Annotated in this window: 18 protein-coding genes and 1 riboswitch; of the genes, 1 reads left to right on the top strand and 17 read right to left on the bottom strand. The window is 52.4% G+C overall.

All coding sequences use genetic code 11. The features are described 5' to 3' along the window. Positions 1–343: 343 nt before the first annotated feature. Positions 344–499: riboswitch (FMN riboswitch) on the bottom strand. A 181-nt stretch (positions 500–680) separates the two neighbouring features. The 17 genes from SNR34_RS20500 to SNR34_RS20580 all read right to left on the bottom strand — a co-directional run bounded on the left by SNR34_RS20500 (position 681) and on the right by SNR34_RS20580 (position 16,150). Further along, positions 681–1,994 (bottom strand): hypothetical protein, encoded by a 1,314-nt coding sequence (locus tag SNR34_RS20500; protein ID WP_486180067.1) that lies wholly within the window; start codon positions 1,992–1,994, stop codon positions 681–683. Between the two features lie 242 nt (positions 1,995–2,236). Beyond that, positions 2,237–2,668 (bottom strand): peptidylprolyl isomerase, encoded by a 432-nt coding sequence (locus SNR34_RS20505; RefSeq protein WP_486180068.1) that lies wholly within the window; start codon positions 2,666–2,668, stop codon positions 2,237–2,239. A 214-nt stretch (positions 2,669–2,882) separates the two neighbouring features. Beyond that, a complete protein-coding gene (lysA, locus tag SNR34_RS20510; RefSeq protein ID WP_236419887.1) occupies positions 2,883–4,214 on the bottom strand; it encodes a diaminopimelate decarboxylase in 1,332 nt (443 codons plus the stop codon). A 102-nt stretch (positions 4,215–4,316) separates the two neighbouring features. Then, complete coding sequence (locus SNR34_RS20515; protein WP_236420107.1) at positions 4,317–5,927, bottom strand: spore germination protein; 1,611 nt, start codon at positions 5,925–5,927, stop codon at positions 4,317–4,319. An 84-nt stretch (positions 5,928–6,011) separates the two neighbouring features. Then, complete coding sequence (locus tag SNR34_RS20520; RefSeq protein ID WP_236419889.1) at positions 6,012–6,434, bottom strand: stage V sporulation protein AB; 423 nt, start codon at positions 6,432–6,434, stop codon at positions 6,012–6,014. Then, positions 6,421–7,077 (bottom strand): stage V sporulation protein AA, encoded by a 657-nt coding sequence (locus tag SNR34_RS20525; RefSeq protein WP_339273304.1) that lies wholly within the window; start codon positions 7,075–7,077, stop codon positions 6,421–6,423. Before SNR34_RS20525 ends, SNR34_RS20520 begins: the two co-directional genes overlap by 14 nt. A 288-nt stretch (positions 7,078–7,365) precedes the next feature. After that, entirely contained in the window at positions 7,366–8,121 is a 756-nt protein-coding gene (sigF, locus tag SNR34_RS20530; RefSeq protein ID WP_236419893.1) for an RNA polymerase sporulation sigma factor SigF, read from the bottom strand. Positions 8,122–8,132: 11 nt separating this feature from the next. Next, entirely contained in the window at positions 8,133–8,588 is a 456-nt protein-coding gene (gene spoIIAB, locus SNR34_RS20535; protein WP_236419895.1) for an anti-sigma F factor, read from the bottom strand. After that, entirely contained in the window at positions 8,585–8,932 is a 348-nt protein-coding gene (gene spoIIAA / locus SNR34_RS20540; protein ID WP_438286834.1) for an anti-sigma F factor antagonist, read from the bottom strand. Before spoIIAA ends, spoIIAB begins: the two co-directional genes overlap by 4 nt. Positions 8,933–9,102: 170 nt before the next feature. Then, complete coding sequence (locus SNR34_RS20545; protein ID WP_290371482.1) at positions 9,103–10,278, bottom strand: D-alanyl-D-alanine carboxypeptidase family protein; 1,176 nt, start codon at positions 10,276–10,278, stop codon at positions 9,103–9,105. 280 nt (positions 10,279–10,558) lie between these two features. Further along, positions 10,559–11,383 (bottom strand): purine-nucleoside phosphorylase, encoded by an 825-nt coding sequence (locus SNR34_RS20550; protein WP_486180069.1) that lies wholly within the window; start codon positions 11,381–11,383, stop codon positions 10,559–10,561. 176 nt (positions 11,384–11,559) lie between these two features. Continuing rightward, on the bottom strand, positions 11,560–12,450 hold the full coding sequence (locus SNR34_RS20555; protein ID WP_236419902.1) for a tyrosine recombinase: 891 nt from the start codon (positions 12,448–12,450) through the stop codon (positions 11,560–11,562). A gap of 76 nt (positions 12,451–12,526) precedes the next feature. Beyond that, on the bottom strand, positions 12,527–12,769 hold the full coding sequence (locus SNR34_RS20560) for a DUF4227 family protein (RefSeq protein WP_339273310.1): 243 nt from the start codon (positions 12,767–12,769) through the stop codon (positions 12,527–12,529). Positions 12,770–12,979: 210 nt separating this feature from the next. After that, the gene (gene fur / locus SNR34_RS20565; RefSeq protein WP_236419905.1) at positions 12,980–13,447 is read right to left on the bottom strand and encodes a ferric iron uptake transcriptional regulator; all 468 of its coding nucleotides are present in this window, start codon (positions 13,445–13,447) and stop codon (positions 12,980–12,982) included. A 106-nt stretch (positions 13,448–13,553) separates the two neighbouring features. Then, positions 13,554–14,183, bottom strand: a complete 630-nt coding sequence (spoIIM, locus tag SNR34_RS20570) for a stage II sporulation protein M (RefSeq protein ID WP_486180070.1) — start codon at positions 14,181–14,183, stop codon at positions 13,554–13,556. 135 nt (positions 14,184–14,318) lie between these two features. Then, complete coding sequence (locus tag SNR34_RS20575) at positions 14,319–15,554, bottom strand: endonuclease Q family protein (protein WP_343260978.1); 1,236 nt, start codon at positions 15,552–15,554, stop codon at positions 14,319–14,321. A gap of 2 nt (positions 15,555–15,556) precedes the next feature. Then, positions 15,557–16,150 (bottom strand): NUDIX hydrolase, encoded by a 594-nt coding sequence (locus SNR34_RS20580; RefSeq protein WP_236419911.1) that lies wholly within the window; start codon positions 16,148–16,150, stop codon positions 15,557–15,559. 129 nt (positions 16,151–16,279) lie between these two features. On the opposite strand from SNR34_RS20580, the gene SNR34_RS20585 reads away from it, so the two are divergent. Next, positions 16,280–16,414, top strand: a complete 135-nt coding sequence (locus SNR34_RS20585) for a Z-ring formation inhibitor MciZ (protein ID WP_236419912.1) — start codon at positions 16,280–16,282, stop codon at positions 16,412–16,414.

Below are 16,414 nucleotides of genomic sequence, written 5' to 3' on the forward strand. Positions count from 1 at the left end.
TCAGGAATAGCCTGTTCAATGAGGCTGCGTTCAGCCAATCATGCAAAATCCAAAAAATCCCCATCGAACAGTCTGTTCAATGGGGATGATGAGAGATCCGCTGCTACTAGCGGATGGAACGTTGATACATGGGTACCCGAAAACAAAGGCTCTGCGGATTCAAGCAAGTGAAAATCGACACATGCCCAAAGATAGAATCCCCGTCAAAGCTGCAGTGATTTCTCTAAAGTCATTTCGCATATGGTTGGAGGCAGCACAAGAAAAATTCTCGTAACTGTCTGCATTTTCGCATAACGAACAGTACCATGCGCAACATTTTGCCAAACGCGGCCATAGGCCGCATCCGCTCCTTCTCCCATCCAGACTATACTGTCGGTTCTGGAATCGCACCAGATCAGCCGTCTGCCTTGGCAAACGGGTCACGGACTTTGCAGCACGCATCATTGTGGTGCGCTGCATCACCGCCGGTAGGGAATTGCACCCTGCCCCGAAGGAATGTTGTTTTGTTAATTTGGATGTTAGCACTTTAACGGTAAAAAATCAATCGTTTTTTATTCCTTTTTGTCATATACTAACTTTTAATAAGCAATGAATACTGGCAGGACATTTAGCCGTTACCAGATTGTGGCTCCTTTCCTTCCTCTATTGCGGTCCATTCAACCTCTGAGATGAGCGACAGTTTAAATTTCAGGAAAACACCAGCTTGCCAAATGTTTCAAATCTTTTGCGCGTTGAAAAGGAACACGTTCAGGCTCCGGCATCCGAGATGCCGGGCACGGCACATCCCTTGCCACCCGTCTGACCCAGCTTGTCGAATCCAGCGCACTTACCAGGCTTTGCCAACGCCCATCCCTTCTCGGACGAAACGACAAGCTTAATTCTGCTTTGGCAGGCATCTCCTCGTAGATCCCGTCCAAATATTCGACCTTGACCCGCTTATCCTCGATGTGATGGCAATACACCGTGATCCACAATCCTTCCCTGACGCGAATGGCGTATACATCCCCTGCCTTGGCTTCTCCTTTTCCGGCATCTGGGGAGGCTTTGGGGACGCTAGTCCGAGCCGCCCTTTTGTGCTCGAACGCTCCAACCACCGTTTCCTTAACGCCAGGGTCCTGTTCGGGCCTTTCCTCAAAAGATATGTCAGTAAGATCAAACCCTTCAAAAAGCTTTGCCAAAACACGTTCGTTGATTCCGATGGAGGAATCCCACCACGCCAGCGGGGCCTGGACTTCAACCCGAATGTTGGGCCGCTGGTCGCGCTTGACATAGGTCGTAAATTCCGTGGCCATTCCAGGGTAGTCCTTCGTATCCAGTATACCGATCAGCGCCAGCGTCTCGAGCAGGTCACGGTAAGCGTACTCGCTGCGCGTAGGCAGAAGGCGTTCCTTTTTAAGCGCTTGCGCCGCTTTGCTGTAGCGTGTTTTGGGAGGCAGCGAGCGAAGTACGGTCAGTATGGCACGAAACGTCCAGCGATCATAATCGTTGGGTACCGGAATCCGATCTTCCTCAGCCAATTGTTCCAGTGCCAGCACGTGCCCGAATAGATTGCCGTCCAGCGGCGTTCCATTGGTCATGCGCCAATACCATTGCAGACTTGTATCCGTTGCCTCATTCACATTCAATCCGCAAATTTGGCAAATGCTTGAGGACGGATAGGGGGTATATTCATGTTCCGGAACTCCGTCCGCGAGCAGCTTCCCCGTTAGCAGCGAACGCCAAATGAACGGCGCGGACCATAAGGAGGATACAAAAGCTTGCGCTGCTTCGGCAACGTTCCAGGATTGGGCGAGTTTTTTCAGTGCGACAATCGTCTGCTCATGCTGCGGCCGCATGAATTGGTTCGGGGAGTGCCCTGCTGCCTCAAGCCCTTTCATCTCCGTTTCTGCGATCGTTCCCGGCACAGGATGCCAAGATGCCTCTACTTCCTCATCCCAATATGTACGTTGACTGTATACTTGCTTTAAAAGCCATAACTGATGGACTACATCCATTGTATTTACCACCTTCCTCGGAAAATCGTCGATACTATCAAGCCTTCTTATATCCTGCTTACTTCACTCTATATTATAGAATCATTGATGGACAAGATCAGCAGGCTTCACACCCATCCATCAATGGAAATAGGGGTACTTCGACTCATTTTGATGCGTTCGTTATATACAGCTGTTTTATAAAAAAAGCCGTTTCGCAAATATCGCGAAACGGCTCTCTTAAGTTGAAATGAAAATGGGGATTAAGCTTCCACCACTTCAACGGTTTCCATTTTGTCACGGCCTTCGAAAGCATCAACGAATTCCATGCCTTTAACCACTTTGCCAAACACCGTGTGTTGGCCATCCAGATGCGGCTGCGGTTGGTAGCAGATGTAGAACTGGCTTCCGCCCGTGTTGCGGCCGGCATGTGCCATAGCCAATGTACCACGCTCGTGTTTGTTCGGGTTGATTTCGCAGTTGATGGTGTAACCAGGACCGCCGGTACCTGTTCCATTAGGGCATCCGCCTTGAGCTACGAAGCCCGGGATGACGCGGTGGAACACCAGACCGTTATAAAAGCCGGAGTTCGCCAATTTCTCAAAGTTTGCTACCGTGTTTGGAGCGTCTTGATCGAACAGGTCGATAACGACTTCTCCGCCGTTTGCCAATTTGATTTTCGCTTGTTTCGCCATATGTAAATGACTCCTTTCATATTTACAGCATTCATGATGCCAAGGACCGCTTTCGCCAAACCCTAAGCACTTTTCTTAGTGTACACCGAAAATCGTTCCATCGCAAAAAAATGGACAAACTTTTTTTCTTTCCCCGCCAGAAAAGAAAGAGAGAACAAACGGGAACCGTCCCGCAAGTCCTCTCTTTTTGCCTTCGATTTCAGTTCAACTGCAATTAACGCACTACAGGCTGTTTGCCGAGGCGCGCAGGAACCAGGTCATTTTGAATGATGTCCTGATAGCTCTCGCGACGAACGACGACATCGCCTTGACCATCCTTAACGAATACGACCGCCGGGCGGCGAATCCGGTTGTAGTTGCTTGCCATGGCATAGTTGTATGCGCCCGTGCAGGATACCGCCAGCAGATCGCCGCTTTGCACTTTCGGCAAATCGAGATCCCAGATCAGCATGTCACCGCTCTCGCAGCATTTGCCGGCGATCGATACGGTCTCTTCGGACGCTTCGTTCGCGCGGTTGGCCAAAATCGCTTCATATTTGGACTCATACAGCGCCGGACGAGGGTTGTCGGTCATGCCGCCATCGACTGCAACATATTTGCGCACGCCGGGAATATCCTTGCTCGTACCCACCGTATAGAGGGTCGTTCCCGCTTCGCCGACAATGCTGCGGCCTGGCTCTACCCAGATTTCAGGCACGTCATAACCGATTTGGGCAAAATGGTTTTTAACCGCATCCGTGATCGCTTTAACATATTGGGAGACTTGAAGCGGAGTATCTCCGTCGATATAGCGGATCCCGAAACCGCCGCCAAGGTTTACGACTTTGAACGCAACATTCAGGCGCTCGTACACGCTTGCGGCGAATTCAGCCACGCGTTGAACCGCCATTTGAAAACCTTCCACCTCGAAAATTTGCGAACCGATATGGGAATGCACGCCAAGCAAAACGAGATTGGATTGCTTCGAGGCCAGCTCGATCGCTTCAAACGCGGTTCCGTTGCCGATATCGAATCCGAATTTGGAGTCGGTTTGGCCTGTGGAAATGTACTCGTGTGTATGTGCTTCCACGCCCGGAGTGACGCGCAGCAAAATGTTCACCTTGCGCCCTTTGTCCGCCGCTACCGCTTGCAAGAGATGCAGTTCGTTGAAATTGTCGACGACGAAACAGCCGATTTCGGCATCCAGAGCCATCTCGATCTCTTCCAGCGTTTTGTTGTTGCCGTGGAAGTGAATGCGCTCAGCCGGAAAACCTGCTTGCAGTGCAGTGAACAGCTCGCCGTCGGACACAACGTCGAGGGAAAGGCCTTCTTCCGCAGCAAGGGCACACATGGCCATCACGCAGAACGCTTTGCTTGCATAAGCAACCTGGAAGCCCAATCCGGAAGCGCGGAACGCATCCATGTACTCTCTGCAGCGCTGGCGAACAAGCTGCTCATCCACGATGTACAGCGGGGTACCGAACTGTTCTTTCATGACGGTGGTGTCCATGCCCCCGATTTCCAGATGTCCTTGATCATTTATTTTACTTGTACCGTGCAAATGCATATTTTTCATTCCTCACTTTTATATACTGGAACAGTGACTATTCCAAGGATTTTAAACCAGTATACCAAATTCGGAGCAAAGAAAAATGGATTTTTCGGCAAATCATTTGTGTTTTTTACTTTTCCGCAATTCACCATCCGGGTCCTGGGACATTTTGGTGTTGTCCCGCGCCTTATTGAAAGATGGTCGTTTCTTGCTTTCCAGAAGTGGCAAGCGGAATAAAAAGTTGCCGAAGGCCTTTGCATTAAACGGTATAAACGGCCACAGATAAGAGGAATTGTAGGAACGACGAAGCGTCAGCGCAAGAATAAGCAGCGTTGTTCCAACTACTAGGCCCGGCACCTTGAAGATCGCGACGGCCGCCAGCAAAACCAGCCTGACCAACCTGTTGGCTAGCCCGAGCTCATAACTCGGCGTCGCAAACATGCCGATTGCCGCGATGGCCATGTACAGGACGACCTCATTGACGAAATAACCGGTTTTTACGGCAATGTCTCCAATGAGAATGGCTGCGATTAAGCCCATCGCCGACGCTAGCGGCGTCGGCGTATGCACTGCGGCCATCCTCAGTAAGTCGACCCCCAGCTCGATGAGCAGGAACTGAAGAATCAGCGGCAGCTTGGCGTTCTGCTGCGGGCCGATGAATTCCAGGCCAGGTGGCTTGAGGGACGGTTCGATGACCATCAGCAACCACAGCGGCAGCAGGAACAAGGAAATCAGAATACCCGCAAAGCGCACCCATCTCAAGTACGTGCCCATAAAGGCCGTTTGCCTGTTCTCCTCCGCATGTTCGCAAAGGTCGAAAAAGGTCGTCGGCAAAATCATCACGCTGGGCGACGTATCAACAAAGACGACCACCCTGCCTTCGAGCAGATGAGAGGCCGTCACATCTGGACGCTCGGAGTAACGAACCAGCGGAAAAGGGTTCCAGCCTTTGTTGATGATCGCCTCCTCCAACTGCTTATCGGCTGCGGGAATGCCTTCGATGTCAAGCCGCTTGATCTTTTCACGGACGGAATCGACCTGTACTTTGTCCACAATATCGTCGATATACACGACGCAGACGTCGGTCTGCGTCCTGCGGCCCACCTGCATGAGCTCGAATTTCAATCCGGGGTCGCGTATTCTGCGTCTCACCAAGGTTACGTTGGTTAACAGCGTTTCGGTGAAACCGTCGCGCGAGCCGCGCACCACCCTTTCCAGTGAAGGCTCTTCCGGAGACCTTACGGGATAATTCCGCGTATCCATTACAAGGGCGGAGCGGTCTCCTTCGACAAACATGGCGCTCATGCCCATGAGGACCTTGCTGATGACCTGGCTCATTTTCTCGACCCGCTCGACTTGAATGTGCGGAACGTAACAATCGAAATACGATTTGAGTGCATGCCCGGACACTTGGTCCGGCGACAGATACGTCAATCTTTTCAACACCTCAAGCAGAATTTCATCCTTGGCGAACCCGGTCAGCATCAGCAGCCCGATCTGTTTGCCGCCCATCACCATCTCCCGAAGGTTCACGTCGAACGACTCGCCGAGACCCATGATTTGTTTGAGCGTATATTTGTTGTCGTTCATACGCGGGGAAATATCGTCGTTGTTTTGCCAATAATGCACCGATTCCTCGACGCTGTCGGACATTTCATCCTGTTTTTTTTCGAGGTATGCCTTTTCTTCTTCTTCCTTCCGGATTTCGTAAGGCGATTTGCCCGCCATGTCCCCCGGCAGGCCTTCGACCGTTTCCTGTCCGGTATGATCGGATCTTGTTTCCATTCTGTCCTTCCTCCTCCGCATCGTGATCTAACGCTGATATATAAAAAAGTCAAACAGAGACCCCGTCATCTTGCCCAAAATCATCGCCAGAAGCAAACCGAACAAATAAGGCTTCATGCCAAGCCGCTTGGCCAGCACCGGAAGCACGTTAAGCACCTCGGTCAGCGCCGCGGCCAACAGGCCGATGAATACGCCGCAGAACAAGCCGGCAATCGGGCTGAGCAGCATCGCTCCGTTTACTTTCCAATGCCAGAAATCCGCGACCGTGCCAAGCAGGCATCCTCCAATCAAGGCTCCTTCGTACCAGTGGCTTTTATCATAAGTTCTCGTCAGCTGAGCAAGCCTCGGAATCATGTCGAGGACCAGAATGAGCGCGATAATCCCGCTGCCGACGGCGATTCCTCCAGCAACCCCGAGCACGATGCTGATTGCACCATTAAGGACGCTCATCGGTGCTCATCTCCCTGTTATCCCGTTCCAACAAACGTTCGCTTTCCTCGATCACGACATATTGGTCGACGTTTTGCTGATATAAGAACATCTCGACTTCCAGCGGGGTAGGTTCCTCATTCCACTTTTTCTTGAATAAATGGTTGAAGAAGACGGTCATGCCAAAACCGATGCCGAGGGAATAGGCGATCTGAAACAGATACGGATGCTCGTCCCGGGTGCCCGTGAGCATTTCCACAATCCGGATCTGGACCTCCTGCATGTTCACATCCGCATGAAAATTCATGATGGTCAGGGCCGAACCAAAAAAAAGCAGGATCCAAACCAAAACGAACAATGATTTGGAAGGTTTGCCGTTCCCTTCGATCACTTCCACCAGGGTGTGACCCGAACCGATGAGCTCGACGTTGGCTTGCGGCAGAACCCGCCGAATTGCCGGAATGACCTGCAAGACGTCGATCAGGATCAGATTGCCGTCCATCGGTCCGGGATGCAGCAGCTCGAGCTCATGCAATCTCGCCTCCTCCTGTTCCGGTGAAGTAAGCAAATGGGCGATATCGCCAAGCGTGACCCCTTTGCCTCTCGGAATGCGAATGCGGCTGCGCAGACGAATGTAGACCGTTGGAGTGGGTGCCAGAGACATCCGAAACACTCCTTTACTGCGTAATTTCGCTTAGTATTTGAAAATCGTGCAAATTTATTACGAAAAGAGAATATTCTCCTTTTATGCATGAAAAAAGGCCGGACCGGCAAACCGGGCCAACCTGCCATTGTCGTTCAATCGATCCATGAAGCTTTCCAATGACCGTCTTCATTTTGCGTGAATGTGGTTGTGGTAACGTTGCTTTGATCGCTTATTCACATAAAAACTAACAACCTTCCACGCACGTCATATGCGTTAGAAGGTTGTTAGTTGTCGTTTATTGACGATTCATTGCGCGATCTGGTCGCGAATCGATTGCAGTATTTTTTTCTCCAGCCGCGATACCTGAACCTGGGAAATCCCCAGCCTGCTCGCCACTTCAGATTGCGTCTGATCGCGATAATACCTCAGGTAAACAATCAACCGCTCCCGCTCGCTCAGCCCGCCGATCGCCTCGCTGAGGGCCAGCTTGTCGAACCAGCGTTCCTGCGATTCGTCGGCGATCTGATCCATCAATGTGATCGGATCGCCATCGTTTTCGAACACCGTCTCATGAATCGAGGTTGGCGGCTTGTTCGCTTCCTGCGCGAATACCACTTCCTCCGGCGTCACGCCCAATTGTTCGGCCACTTCCTTAATCGTGGGCAGCCGATCGAGGTGTTTGGAGAGCTCGTCGCGTTTCTTGCGGACTTTGTTGGCCATCTCCTTCAAGGAACGGCTGACCTTGAGGGTGCCGTCATCGCGCAGGAATCGCTGAATTTCCCCGATGATCATCGGCACGGCATACGTAGAAAACTTGACGTCATAGCTCAGATCGAATTTGTCCACCGATTTAAGCAGGCCGATACAGCCGATTTGGAACAGGTCTTCCGGTTCGTACCCCCTGTTCATGAACCGCTGTACAACGGACCAGACAAGCCGGATATTGCTGTTCACCAGCGTATCCCGGGCGACATGGTCACCCGACTGACTGAGCGCAATCAGCCGTTTGACCTCGGCATCATCCAAGTAGGCCTGTGAAGATGATTTCACTTCAGCATCCATAAGACCAGCTCCTAATTAAACAATGCTTTCTTGGATTCAATCCTTTTCATCATCCTGATGGAGGTGCCCCTGCCGGGCTCGCTGCTGACTTCGAATTCATCCATGAAGTTTTCCATAATCGTGAAGCCCATGCCCGATCGCTCAAGTTCCGGCTTGGACGTGTACAGCGGTTGTTTGGCCAGTTCGAGATCCTCGATCCCTTGGCCCCGGTCCTCGACGATGATCGTGACCATGTCATCGCGAATCTGCGCCTGAATGGTAACGACGCCCTCGGGATTGTTGTTGTAGCCGTGAATGATGCTGTTGGTTACAGCTTCCGAGATGACCGTCTTCAGGTCGCTAAGCTCGTCCATCGTAGGATCAAGCCGGGAGATAAAAGCCGCAACGGTCACACGCGCAAACGATTCGTTCTCCGATTTGGCCGCGAACTGCAAATTCATGAAATTTGTACCGTTTCCTTCACTCATGAGACGACCTCCAGACCCGAGAGGGCAGTTCCCTCATTTTCGTAAATCGGCATAATCTTGAACAATCCCGACATTTCCAGCAAACGGTACACCGGCGGGTTCACGTCGCATACCACCATTTTGCCGCCTTTATTTTTAATGAGCTTGTATCTGCCCAAAATGACGCCCAGACCCGAACTGTCCATAAACTGCAGGTCCTTCAGACTGAGAATCAGATGCTCGCATTGTCTGCGCTGGATGGCCTCATCCATTTGCATCCGGACCAGATCAGCGGTATGGTGATCCAATTCCCCCGATAAGCGTACGATCAGAACCCCACGGTGATGCTCCATATCCACATGCATGTTCACGTTAGCTCACTCTCCTCCCTGTCATGAACAAGGATTTCTACGCCCTCGAAGGCTTTTCCTTCCCCACGACAAAACTAGAAGAAAACCCCTATTTAACTACAAAAAATGTTCCAGTTCATCCAGGAAAAGCAGCAGTCATGCTCTCAAAGGCTGCCGCCACATACTCAATCGAACAAATTGCTCGTCGTTCGTTTGAACAGCTTCCACCAGCCCGCTTTGTTCACGTCCTGCGGTGCCTTGATGTCAAATTCCTTAATGACCTCACTGCCTTGATAAACAACCAGCTTTCCAACGCTTTGCCCGGCCTTGACTGGCGCTTTTATGCTTGGCTGGAGCTGAAGCTCATGCCGAATTTCCTCGGATTTGCCGCCTTTGCGCATCAGCACGCTGTAATTTTGCGTGGCCTTCAGCGGCAACTGCGCCACTTCGCCCTTTTCGATGTTCAGCTGACCGAGCATCTCTCCGCTTTTGTATAGAGGTTTCATCGTATATTGGCTGAACGCATAATCGAACATGGCAGACACTTCGCTATTGCGCGTTTTGGTGTTCGGCTCGCCAAGCACGACCGCGATCGTGCGCAATCCGTCCTTCGAGGCAGTGGCTGAAAGGCAGAACTTCGCTTCGGACGTATATCCCGTTTTCAATCCGTCAGCTCCGGAGTAAAACCGAACCAGCTTGTTGGTATTGACGAGCCAAAAGGGCTTCGCCGTATCCTTGCGCAAGTAATCCTGATATGCTCCGGTGTATTTGGTAATGGAAGGATGCTTAAGCAGCTCCCGGCTCATCAGCGCAATATCGTAAGCGGACGAATGGTGACCTTTGACAGGCAGTCCATTTGGATTGACAAACCGGGTATCCTTCATGCCAAGCTCTTGAGCCCGATCGTTCATCATCTGCACAAAAGCTTGTTCCGAACCGCCGATCTTCTCGGCGATCGCGACCGAAGCGTCATTGCCGGAGGCCATCGCAATCCCTTTCAGCATGTCATCCACGGTCATCTCTTCGCCAGGCTCCAGAAAGATCTGGGACCCGCCCATGGAAGCGGCGTATTCACTTGTTCTGACCTTGTCGGTCAGCTTCAGCTTGCCTGCATCGACGGCCTCGATCGTCAGCAGCATCGTCATGATTTTGGTAATGCTGGCCGGCGGCAGTTGGTCATGGCTGTTTTTTTCATAGATGATCGTTCCGGTATCCGCATCCATCAGAATCGCCGAACGCGCCGACGGGGCCAGGTCTGCCCCTTCTGCCGGTTTGCGCGTTTCTTCGGCGAACACCGAAGAGGTCATAGCGGATAGCAGCATACAAATCGTCATGAACGATGCCATAATTCGTTTCTTCACAGTGAATAACCTCCTTGAATGACTAGGCTTAGAAGCTGCGACGAAATAAGAGGTACTTTTTTCGCCCCAGTCTCTTACTGCATGTTCCATGCAAGTACTGCTAATCATTGTCGGCGCGTTTACAGCAAATTATTCCATGCAAATCATGTTTTTCCAAACTTTTTCCAGAGCTGAAATCAACAAAAAAACAGCCTATCCCGAAGCACCGTTTGCTTGGGGAGGCTGTTCGCTTGTTTTTTGGAAAGGCTGCGCTTCTTTATCAAGCCAGGGCCTGTGTATATTACATTTGCGGGATGACCGCAAGCACCAGGCTCAGGAACGATTCGCGAACACGTTCCGTCGTTTCCATGACTTCGTCATGAGACAAAGGCTGGTCCAAAATGCCTGCAGCCATATTGCTGATGCAGGAAATGCCCAGCACTTCAATGCCGGCATGACGGGCCACGATCACTTCAGATACGGTGGACATGCCCACGGCATCCGCACCCAACGTACGAAGCATACGGATCTCCGCCGGCGTCTCGTAGTTCGGGCCAAGCAGGCCTGCGTAAACGCCTTCGCGCACGTCGAAGCCTTGCGAAGCCGCCGTCTCCTTCGCCAAAGCGCGCAAACGGCGGCTGTACGCTTCCGACAGATCCGGGAAGCGCACGCCCAATGCCGGATCATTCGGCCCGATCAACGGATTTTTGGCCGTCAGGTTAAGATGATCCGAAATGAGCATCAAGTCTCCCGGCTGATACGACGTATTTACACCGCCGGCTGCATTCGTCACGAGCAGCGAAGCAACGCCCAGCTGCTTCATGACGCGTACCGGGAACGCGGTCAGCTCGGGACCGTAGCCCTCATACATGTGGAAACGCCCCTTCATCATGACGACTGCACGGCCTTTGATCGTGCCGAGCAAGAGCTCGCCTTCATGTCCTTCAACCGTCGACACCGGAAAATGCGGAATGTCCTGATAAGCAATGCTCACGCCATCTTCGATCAGGTCTGCCAGGATTCCCAGGCCCGATCCGAGAATCAGGCCCACCTCTGGCTTGATCTCGCTTTTGCTTTGGATATAAGCGACCGCTTCCGTAATCATTTGTTGATTCAATGCTGTCATTAAAATGCTCCTCCTAAAATCGTGCTGTTGTGTCATGCACCCAAGTATTCGCCATCAACGAATGGATATGCATGTATATCCTCCTGAACTCGTCCCAAGAAAAACGCCGCTGCACTAACCGATGCAACTCCGATCTACCCAGTCACCGGCTCATGGACGATGTGCGCTCCCTTCGCTTACTTCGCCCTCGGATGATGATTTTCATAAATCTCCTTCATCGTTCGCCGCCCGTGGTTGCCGTACGGATTGTTGGATTGCTCCACATGTCCAAGCATATCCTGAACTGCCCGGGTATCCGCTCCGTTCGCAATCAGGTGGGCGGCGAAGGAGTGGCGCAGCGTATGAGGCGTGATCTCCCCCGAAATGCCGGCGTCGAGCGCAGCCTTTTTAAGTAATTTCCAGAAACCTTGGCGTGTCAAACGCCGTCCCGAGACATTCACGAACAGTGCCTGCTCGTCCGCATCCGTTTTGAGCAGCTCGCCGCGAAAATCACGGATGTACGTATTGACCCAATGGGCTGCAGGAGCTCCAATGGGCAAAATGCGTTCTTTACCTGCACCCCCGCAACGAATAAAGCGCATATCCGTATGTATGTCCCGCACATCAAGCGCAATCAGCTCGGAGACGCGAATGCCCGTCGCATACAGAAGCTCCAGCATGGCCCTGTCGCGAACGCCCTGAGCCGAAGCCGTATCGGGCGCGGCAAGCAGCAGCTCAATCTCCCCCACGCTGAGCACCTGCGGCGGTGTCTTGTCGGCCTTTGGAGCCTCCACATCGAATGTCGGGTCCTGCATCAACGCTCCGCGCCGCATCAAAAAATGAAAATAGGAGCGCAGGGAAACGATACTGCGGGCAATGGTTGCATTGGCTCTGCCCGCCTGCTTCAGCTTGCCTATAAACAGAACCACATGGGTGCGGCGTACTTGATCCGCCTCCCGAATCCCGTATTCTTTGTCCGCAAATTCGATAAACTTGTCCACGTCCCGAAGATACGATTCCAATGTGCTGCTCGACATTCCCTTGTCTTCTTCAAGGTATAAAGCATAGGCGTGTATCGTCTGCTTCATGCACAACGCTCCTCATCTGACAGACTGCCCGAAGGGCAGCCTGCATCCGTAATTGCATCCCAGGTGTTCAAGTCGGCTATTCCCCATACCAATAGAACAAACGCAGACGCTCGGCAAACGCGGGACGCTCATCGCCAGGGCCTGGCCAAGCCGTTTCCTGAAATACTTTGATCGCGTTTCCCACAGGCGCCTGGTATTGATCCACAGGCGAAATCCAGCCATTGAACAAATCCAGAACATGATAGAACAGATAAACCAATGCTGCAAAAATCAGAATAAACCGAACAAAACGAAGCCCTTTCCGCACAGAAATAACCATGGGCAATCCCCTCCCGATTCGTTCCCTTCCTTTCCTGTATTCAGGGCGAGATGCTCCAGCACCTGCTTGTCTTGCTCAGGAAAGCGTTCAGAATCAGCCTATGCCGGGATTTGCCGAGATATGATATGAAAGCGCAAACCTTCCATACCCTGCGTGACCAAAAAAGCTCCCCCGTCAAAACCTCCGGTGAGAGCTTGAAGACACGCTATGTTATTCTTCATCTTTGGGCTTCTGGTCATTTTTAGCTTTGCAACGATAACAAATCCCGTGGAAATCCAGACGGTGGTCCACGACGGAAAAATTGAATTCCTGCTCCAGGCGCTCTTCAAGCGGTCCGAGCCAGTCTTCACGAATTTCATCCACACTTCCGCATTGAACGCAGATCAAGTGATGGTGATGATGCTTGGACGTATCTCCGCGCAGATCATAACGCGCTACACCGTCGCCGAAGTTGATTTTCTCTACAACATGCAGCTCACTCAGCAGTTCGAGGGTACGGTACACGGTTGCCAGACCGATTTCGGGAGCTTTTTCTTTAACAAGCATGAATACGTCTTCCGCGCTCAGATGATCTTCTTCATTCTCAAGAAGTACTCTGACGGTGGCTTCCCGCTGGGGCGTTAATTTATATCCTTGGGACTGTAGTTGCTGCTTGATTTTATCGATCCGTGCTTCCATTTTCTCCCTCCCCCTAGGAAATCACTGCACACTGCAACTTAACCCACTTCTTTCATTATAGGGGGAGTGCGTAATCAAAGTCAACAATTTACACATTGCTATCAAGCTAGACGGGCAGCAGCATCGGCGTGACCCAGCGCATCATTGCCGGGGTAACCCAGGTTTCGAAGGAAGCCACACCCAGCAAGAGCCCGGCCATAACCAGCGTTAAGAGAAGATAAGAGGCAAACGGCCGCTGCCCTGCAGGAGCTCGCTGCATGAGCAGCCGATTGCGAATGATGTAGATTGAAAAAGTCATTGCCGCAACGCTGCATACAAGCAAGATGGGGATGACGAACAAATTGTGGGGAGCAACGGATACAAGCGCGAACAGCAAGCCTTTCCATGAATACTGCCCCACCAGGTAACCCACCGTGAATCCGATCAGCACGCCCTTCATAAAATCGAGAACCAATATGCCGGGTAATCCGATGACGGACAGGCCCAAAATCCAGATCAATCCGATCCACTTCAGATGCAGCATCGCAATGTCCCAATAAGCTCCGGTCTCCCCTCCGGATGTGCCATGGTGAACCGTAACGAAAAAATTGCCCAAATACCCTTCGAGATCCTGACGCTGCTCCAGCGACAGTGCATTGACCATCAGGGCACCGAAAATGACACCAACCAGAAACAGGACGGCCACGAATACATAGAGCGAAGTTTGGCCTTTGAAACTGAAGTGAGAAGAACGCATACGAGCAAGGGTCTCCTTTCCGGTTACATGAACAACGTTCATCGATGTTTGGGAGCGGATGTTCCGTTCCAATTTTCCATGTAACCATACGTATGATAGAGACGCCCTTCGTATGACTTCTTGTCCTTTTCCCGATTAACGATCTTTGGACATGCCAGGCTCTTTTCCTTGCACGCTCACTTTGCCGTACGTGCCGCCGCCTCCTGAATCCAATTCCAGGCGACCTTCCCGCGCTGCCACGATCATGCCGGCCAAATGAGATCCTACCACTTGCGCCAGTTCCTCCTCGCTTGTGCGGTGCAATACATTCATCTCCGTACCAAAGCGTTCCAGCAACTGCTTCAACTTGGCCTTCCCCAAGCCGGGAATGAACTCCAACGGCACTTGGTAGCAGTAAGGGGGCCTGTAGGCCGGAACTTCAGGAACATTCCGATCCGCGATGGACAGTATCCGATCCAGCACGCCTTGGACCAGCTTGAGACTGCCGCAATAAGGACAGCGTTCTGCAGAGAGCTCCTGTTCGTCCATGATGCTGCCGCAGGCCGCACAATAGGTGCGGTGATATTTCCCAAGCCGCGGGTTCAGTCCATAATTCGCCCGGATTTTCCGGCCTTCCATACCCTTCAGGGCCAACCGAAATTCGTCGAACGAAGGCGAGGCAATGAGCAATTCATTGTACTCACGGCCGATTTTGCCAAGGGAGTGTGCATCCGAGTTGGTCAAAAAAGGAATAGGGTCCAGCTCCGTAATATGGCTGGCCATGGACGAATCGGAACTGAGCCCGAGCTCGACGGCGTCGATCATATCGGTATCGAGCACCTCGGCCATTCGCGCGGCCGTGCTGCCATAGATGCCTTTATGCGGCGTGAAGACGTGTGCCGGCACGATCAACCCGCCCCGGGCTCTGATCTCGGCCTGCATCTCCCGCGCGGGAACATAGATCCGCTGTGAGCTAAGGTTGACGTTTTTCATGTGACGAGCAATCCACGCCGTGAACGACTTCATCGTGGCCAGGTCCCGGAAATAAGCCAACATATGGAACTCGCGCCTGTCCGGTTCCCGCAGCTCCAGTTCCGTCCCCAGCAAAATCGTCGTATCCCTGTACCCAATGCCTCCCCCCGCCAGTTCGGTCATGGTGCCTTTCTCCAGCAGCTGTTCGATGTCCAGCTGCACGACGGGGGCGTGGCAGTCGATGACCCCGAGCAGCCGGATCCCTTTGCGTCCGGAAGCTTCGCGGGCAATATTTTCAAACGTCAGGTCCCTGCTGCCGCTGATTTTGACCGCTTCCCCTCGGGAAGTCCGGCCGATATGGATGTGAAGGTCCGCGTAGGTAGGCTGCCAATCGTTTGCAGATGCCATGGAATTCCCCATGGTCAGAACCGCCCCGTGGCCCGGTACAGATCCCATGCATACACGGCCAGCATCGTTTTGGCGTCGCTGATCCGGTTTTGGTCCATTAACGCATAAGCCTCATCCAACGTGATTTCGGACACTTCCAGAAATTCGTCTTCGTCCGGCTCCATCTCGCCTACTTCCAGGTCCTCGGCCAGATAAAGATGGATGATTTCGTCCGCAAAACCGGGGGAAGTGTAGAAGGAACGCAGATGGCGCAGCGATTTGGCCGCATATCCGGTTTCTTCGCGCAGTTCGCGTGCCGCTGCCACTTCCGGCGCTTCGCCCGGATCCAGCTTTCCAGCGGGAATTTCCACTTCCGTCCGGCCCAGTGCTTGCCGGTACTGGTCGACGACCAGCATTTTATCGCCCCTCAAGGCGAGAACGGCGACGGCTCCGGGATGGCGAACAACTTCCCGGGTCGCCCTCTGACCGTTAGGCAGTTCCACCGTGTCGATTTGGAGGGAGATCACTCTCCCCTCGAACATCTGCTCCGTGGAGATCGTTTTTTCATCCAGCTTCGGGTTGGACGATTTGGCGGAAATATTCGCTTGCGACGTGTTTGCGTTGTTCATGACTTAGTTCAGCTCCGTTCTACGAGTTTGAATTTCAACGTGTTCGTGCGGTATAAACCTTCCTGTTTTGGCATATGGTGATTTTATACCACACCCGGTCATAAAGATAACCAATCAGGGGGACAACCGATGAACAGTTATTACACCAAACAATCCGTGCATTTGGTAGGACAGGCCCGGCAAGTAAAACTGATCCTTAAACAGTGGCTTAACGAATGGGGACCGGATGCCCGTGTTGCAGACCTGATCGCAGGGCGGAAATAA

The organism is Paenibacillus sp. XP01, assembly GCF_057364885.1.

Coding starts and splice junctions, on each gene's coding strand:
- SNR34_RS20500 (WP_486180067.1), bottom strand. CDS start 1,994: ATGGATGTAGTCCATCAGTTATGGCTTTTAAAGCAAGTATACAGTCAA.
- SNR34_RS20505 (WP_486180068.1), bottom strand. CDS start 2,668: ATGGCGAAACAAGCGAAAATCAAATTGGCAAACGGCGGAGAAGTCGTT.
- lysA (WP_236419887.1), bottom strand. CDS start 4,214: ATGCATTTGCACGGTACAAGTAAAATAAATGATCAAGGACATCTGGAA.
- SNR34_RS20515 (WP_236420107.1), bottom strand. CDS start 5,927: ATGGCGGGCAAATCGCCTTACGAAATCCGGAAGGAAGAAGAAGAAAAG.
- SNR34_RS20520 (WP_236419889.1), bottom strand. CDS start 6,434: ATGAGCGTCCTTAATGGTGCAATCAGCATCGTGCTCGGGGTTGCTGGA.
- SNR34_RS20525 (WP_339273304.1), bottom strand. CDS start 7,077: ATGTCTCTGGCACCCACTCCAACGGTCTACATTCGTCTGCGCAGCCGC.
- sigF (WP_236419893.1), bottom strand. CDS start 8,121: ATGGATGCTGAAGTGAAATCATCTTCACAGGCCTACTTGGATGATGCC.
- spoIIAB (WP_236419895.1), bottom strand. CDS start 8,588: ATGAGTGAAGGAAACGGTACAAATTTCATGAATTTGCAGTTCGCGGCC.
- spoIIAA (WP_438286834.1), bottom strand. CDS start 8,932: ATGCATGTGGATATGGAGCATCACCGTGGGGTTCTGATCGTACGCTTA.
- SNR34_RS20550 (WP_486180069.1), bottom strand. CDS start 11,383: ATGACAGCATTGAATCAACAAATGATTACGGAAGCGGTCGCTTATATC.
- SNR34_RS20555 (WP_236419902.1), bottom strand. CDS start 12,450: ATGAAGCAGACGATACACGCCTATGCTTTATACCTTGAAGAAGACAAG.
- SNR34_RS20560 (WP_339273310.1), bottom strand. CDS start 12,769: ATGGTTATTTCTGTGCGGAAAGGGCTTCGTTTTGTTCGGTTTATTCTG.
- fur (WP_236419905.1), bottom strand. CDS start 13,447: ATGGAAGCACGGATCGATAAAATCAAGCAGCAACTACAGTCCCAAGGA.
- spoIIM (WP_486180070.1), bottom strand. CDS start 14,183: ATGCGTTCTTCTCACTTCAGTTTCAAAGGCCAAACTTCGCTCTATGTA.
- SNR34_RS20575 (WP_343260978.1), bottom strand. CDS start 15,554: ATGGGGAATTCCATGGCATCTGCAAACGATTGGCAGCCTACCTACGCG.
- SNR34_RS20580 (WP_236419911.1), bottom strand. CDS start 16,150: ATGAACAACGCAAACACGTCGCAAGCGAATATTTCCGCCAAATCGTCC.
- SNR34_RS20585 (WP_236419912.1), top strand. CDS start 16,280: ATGAACAGTTATTACACCAAACAATCCGTGCATTTGGTAGGACAGGCC.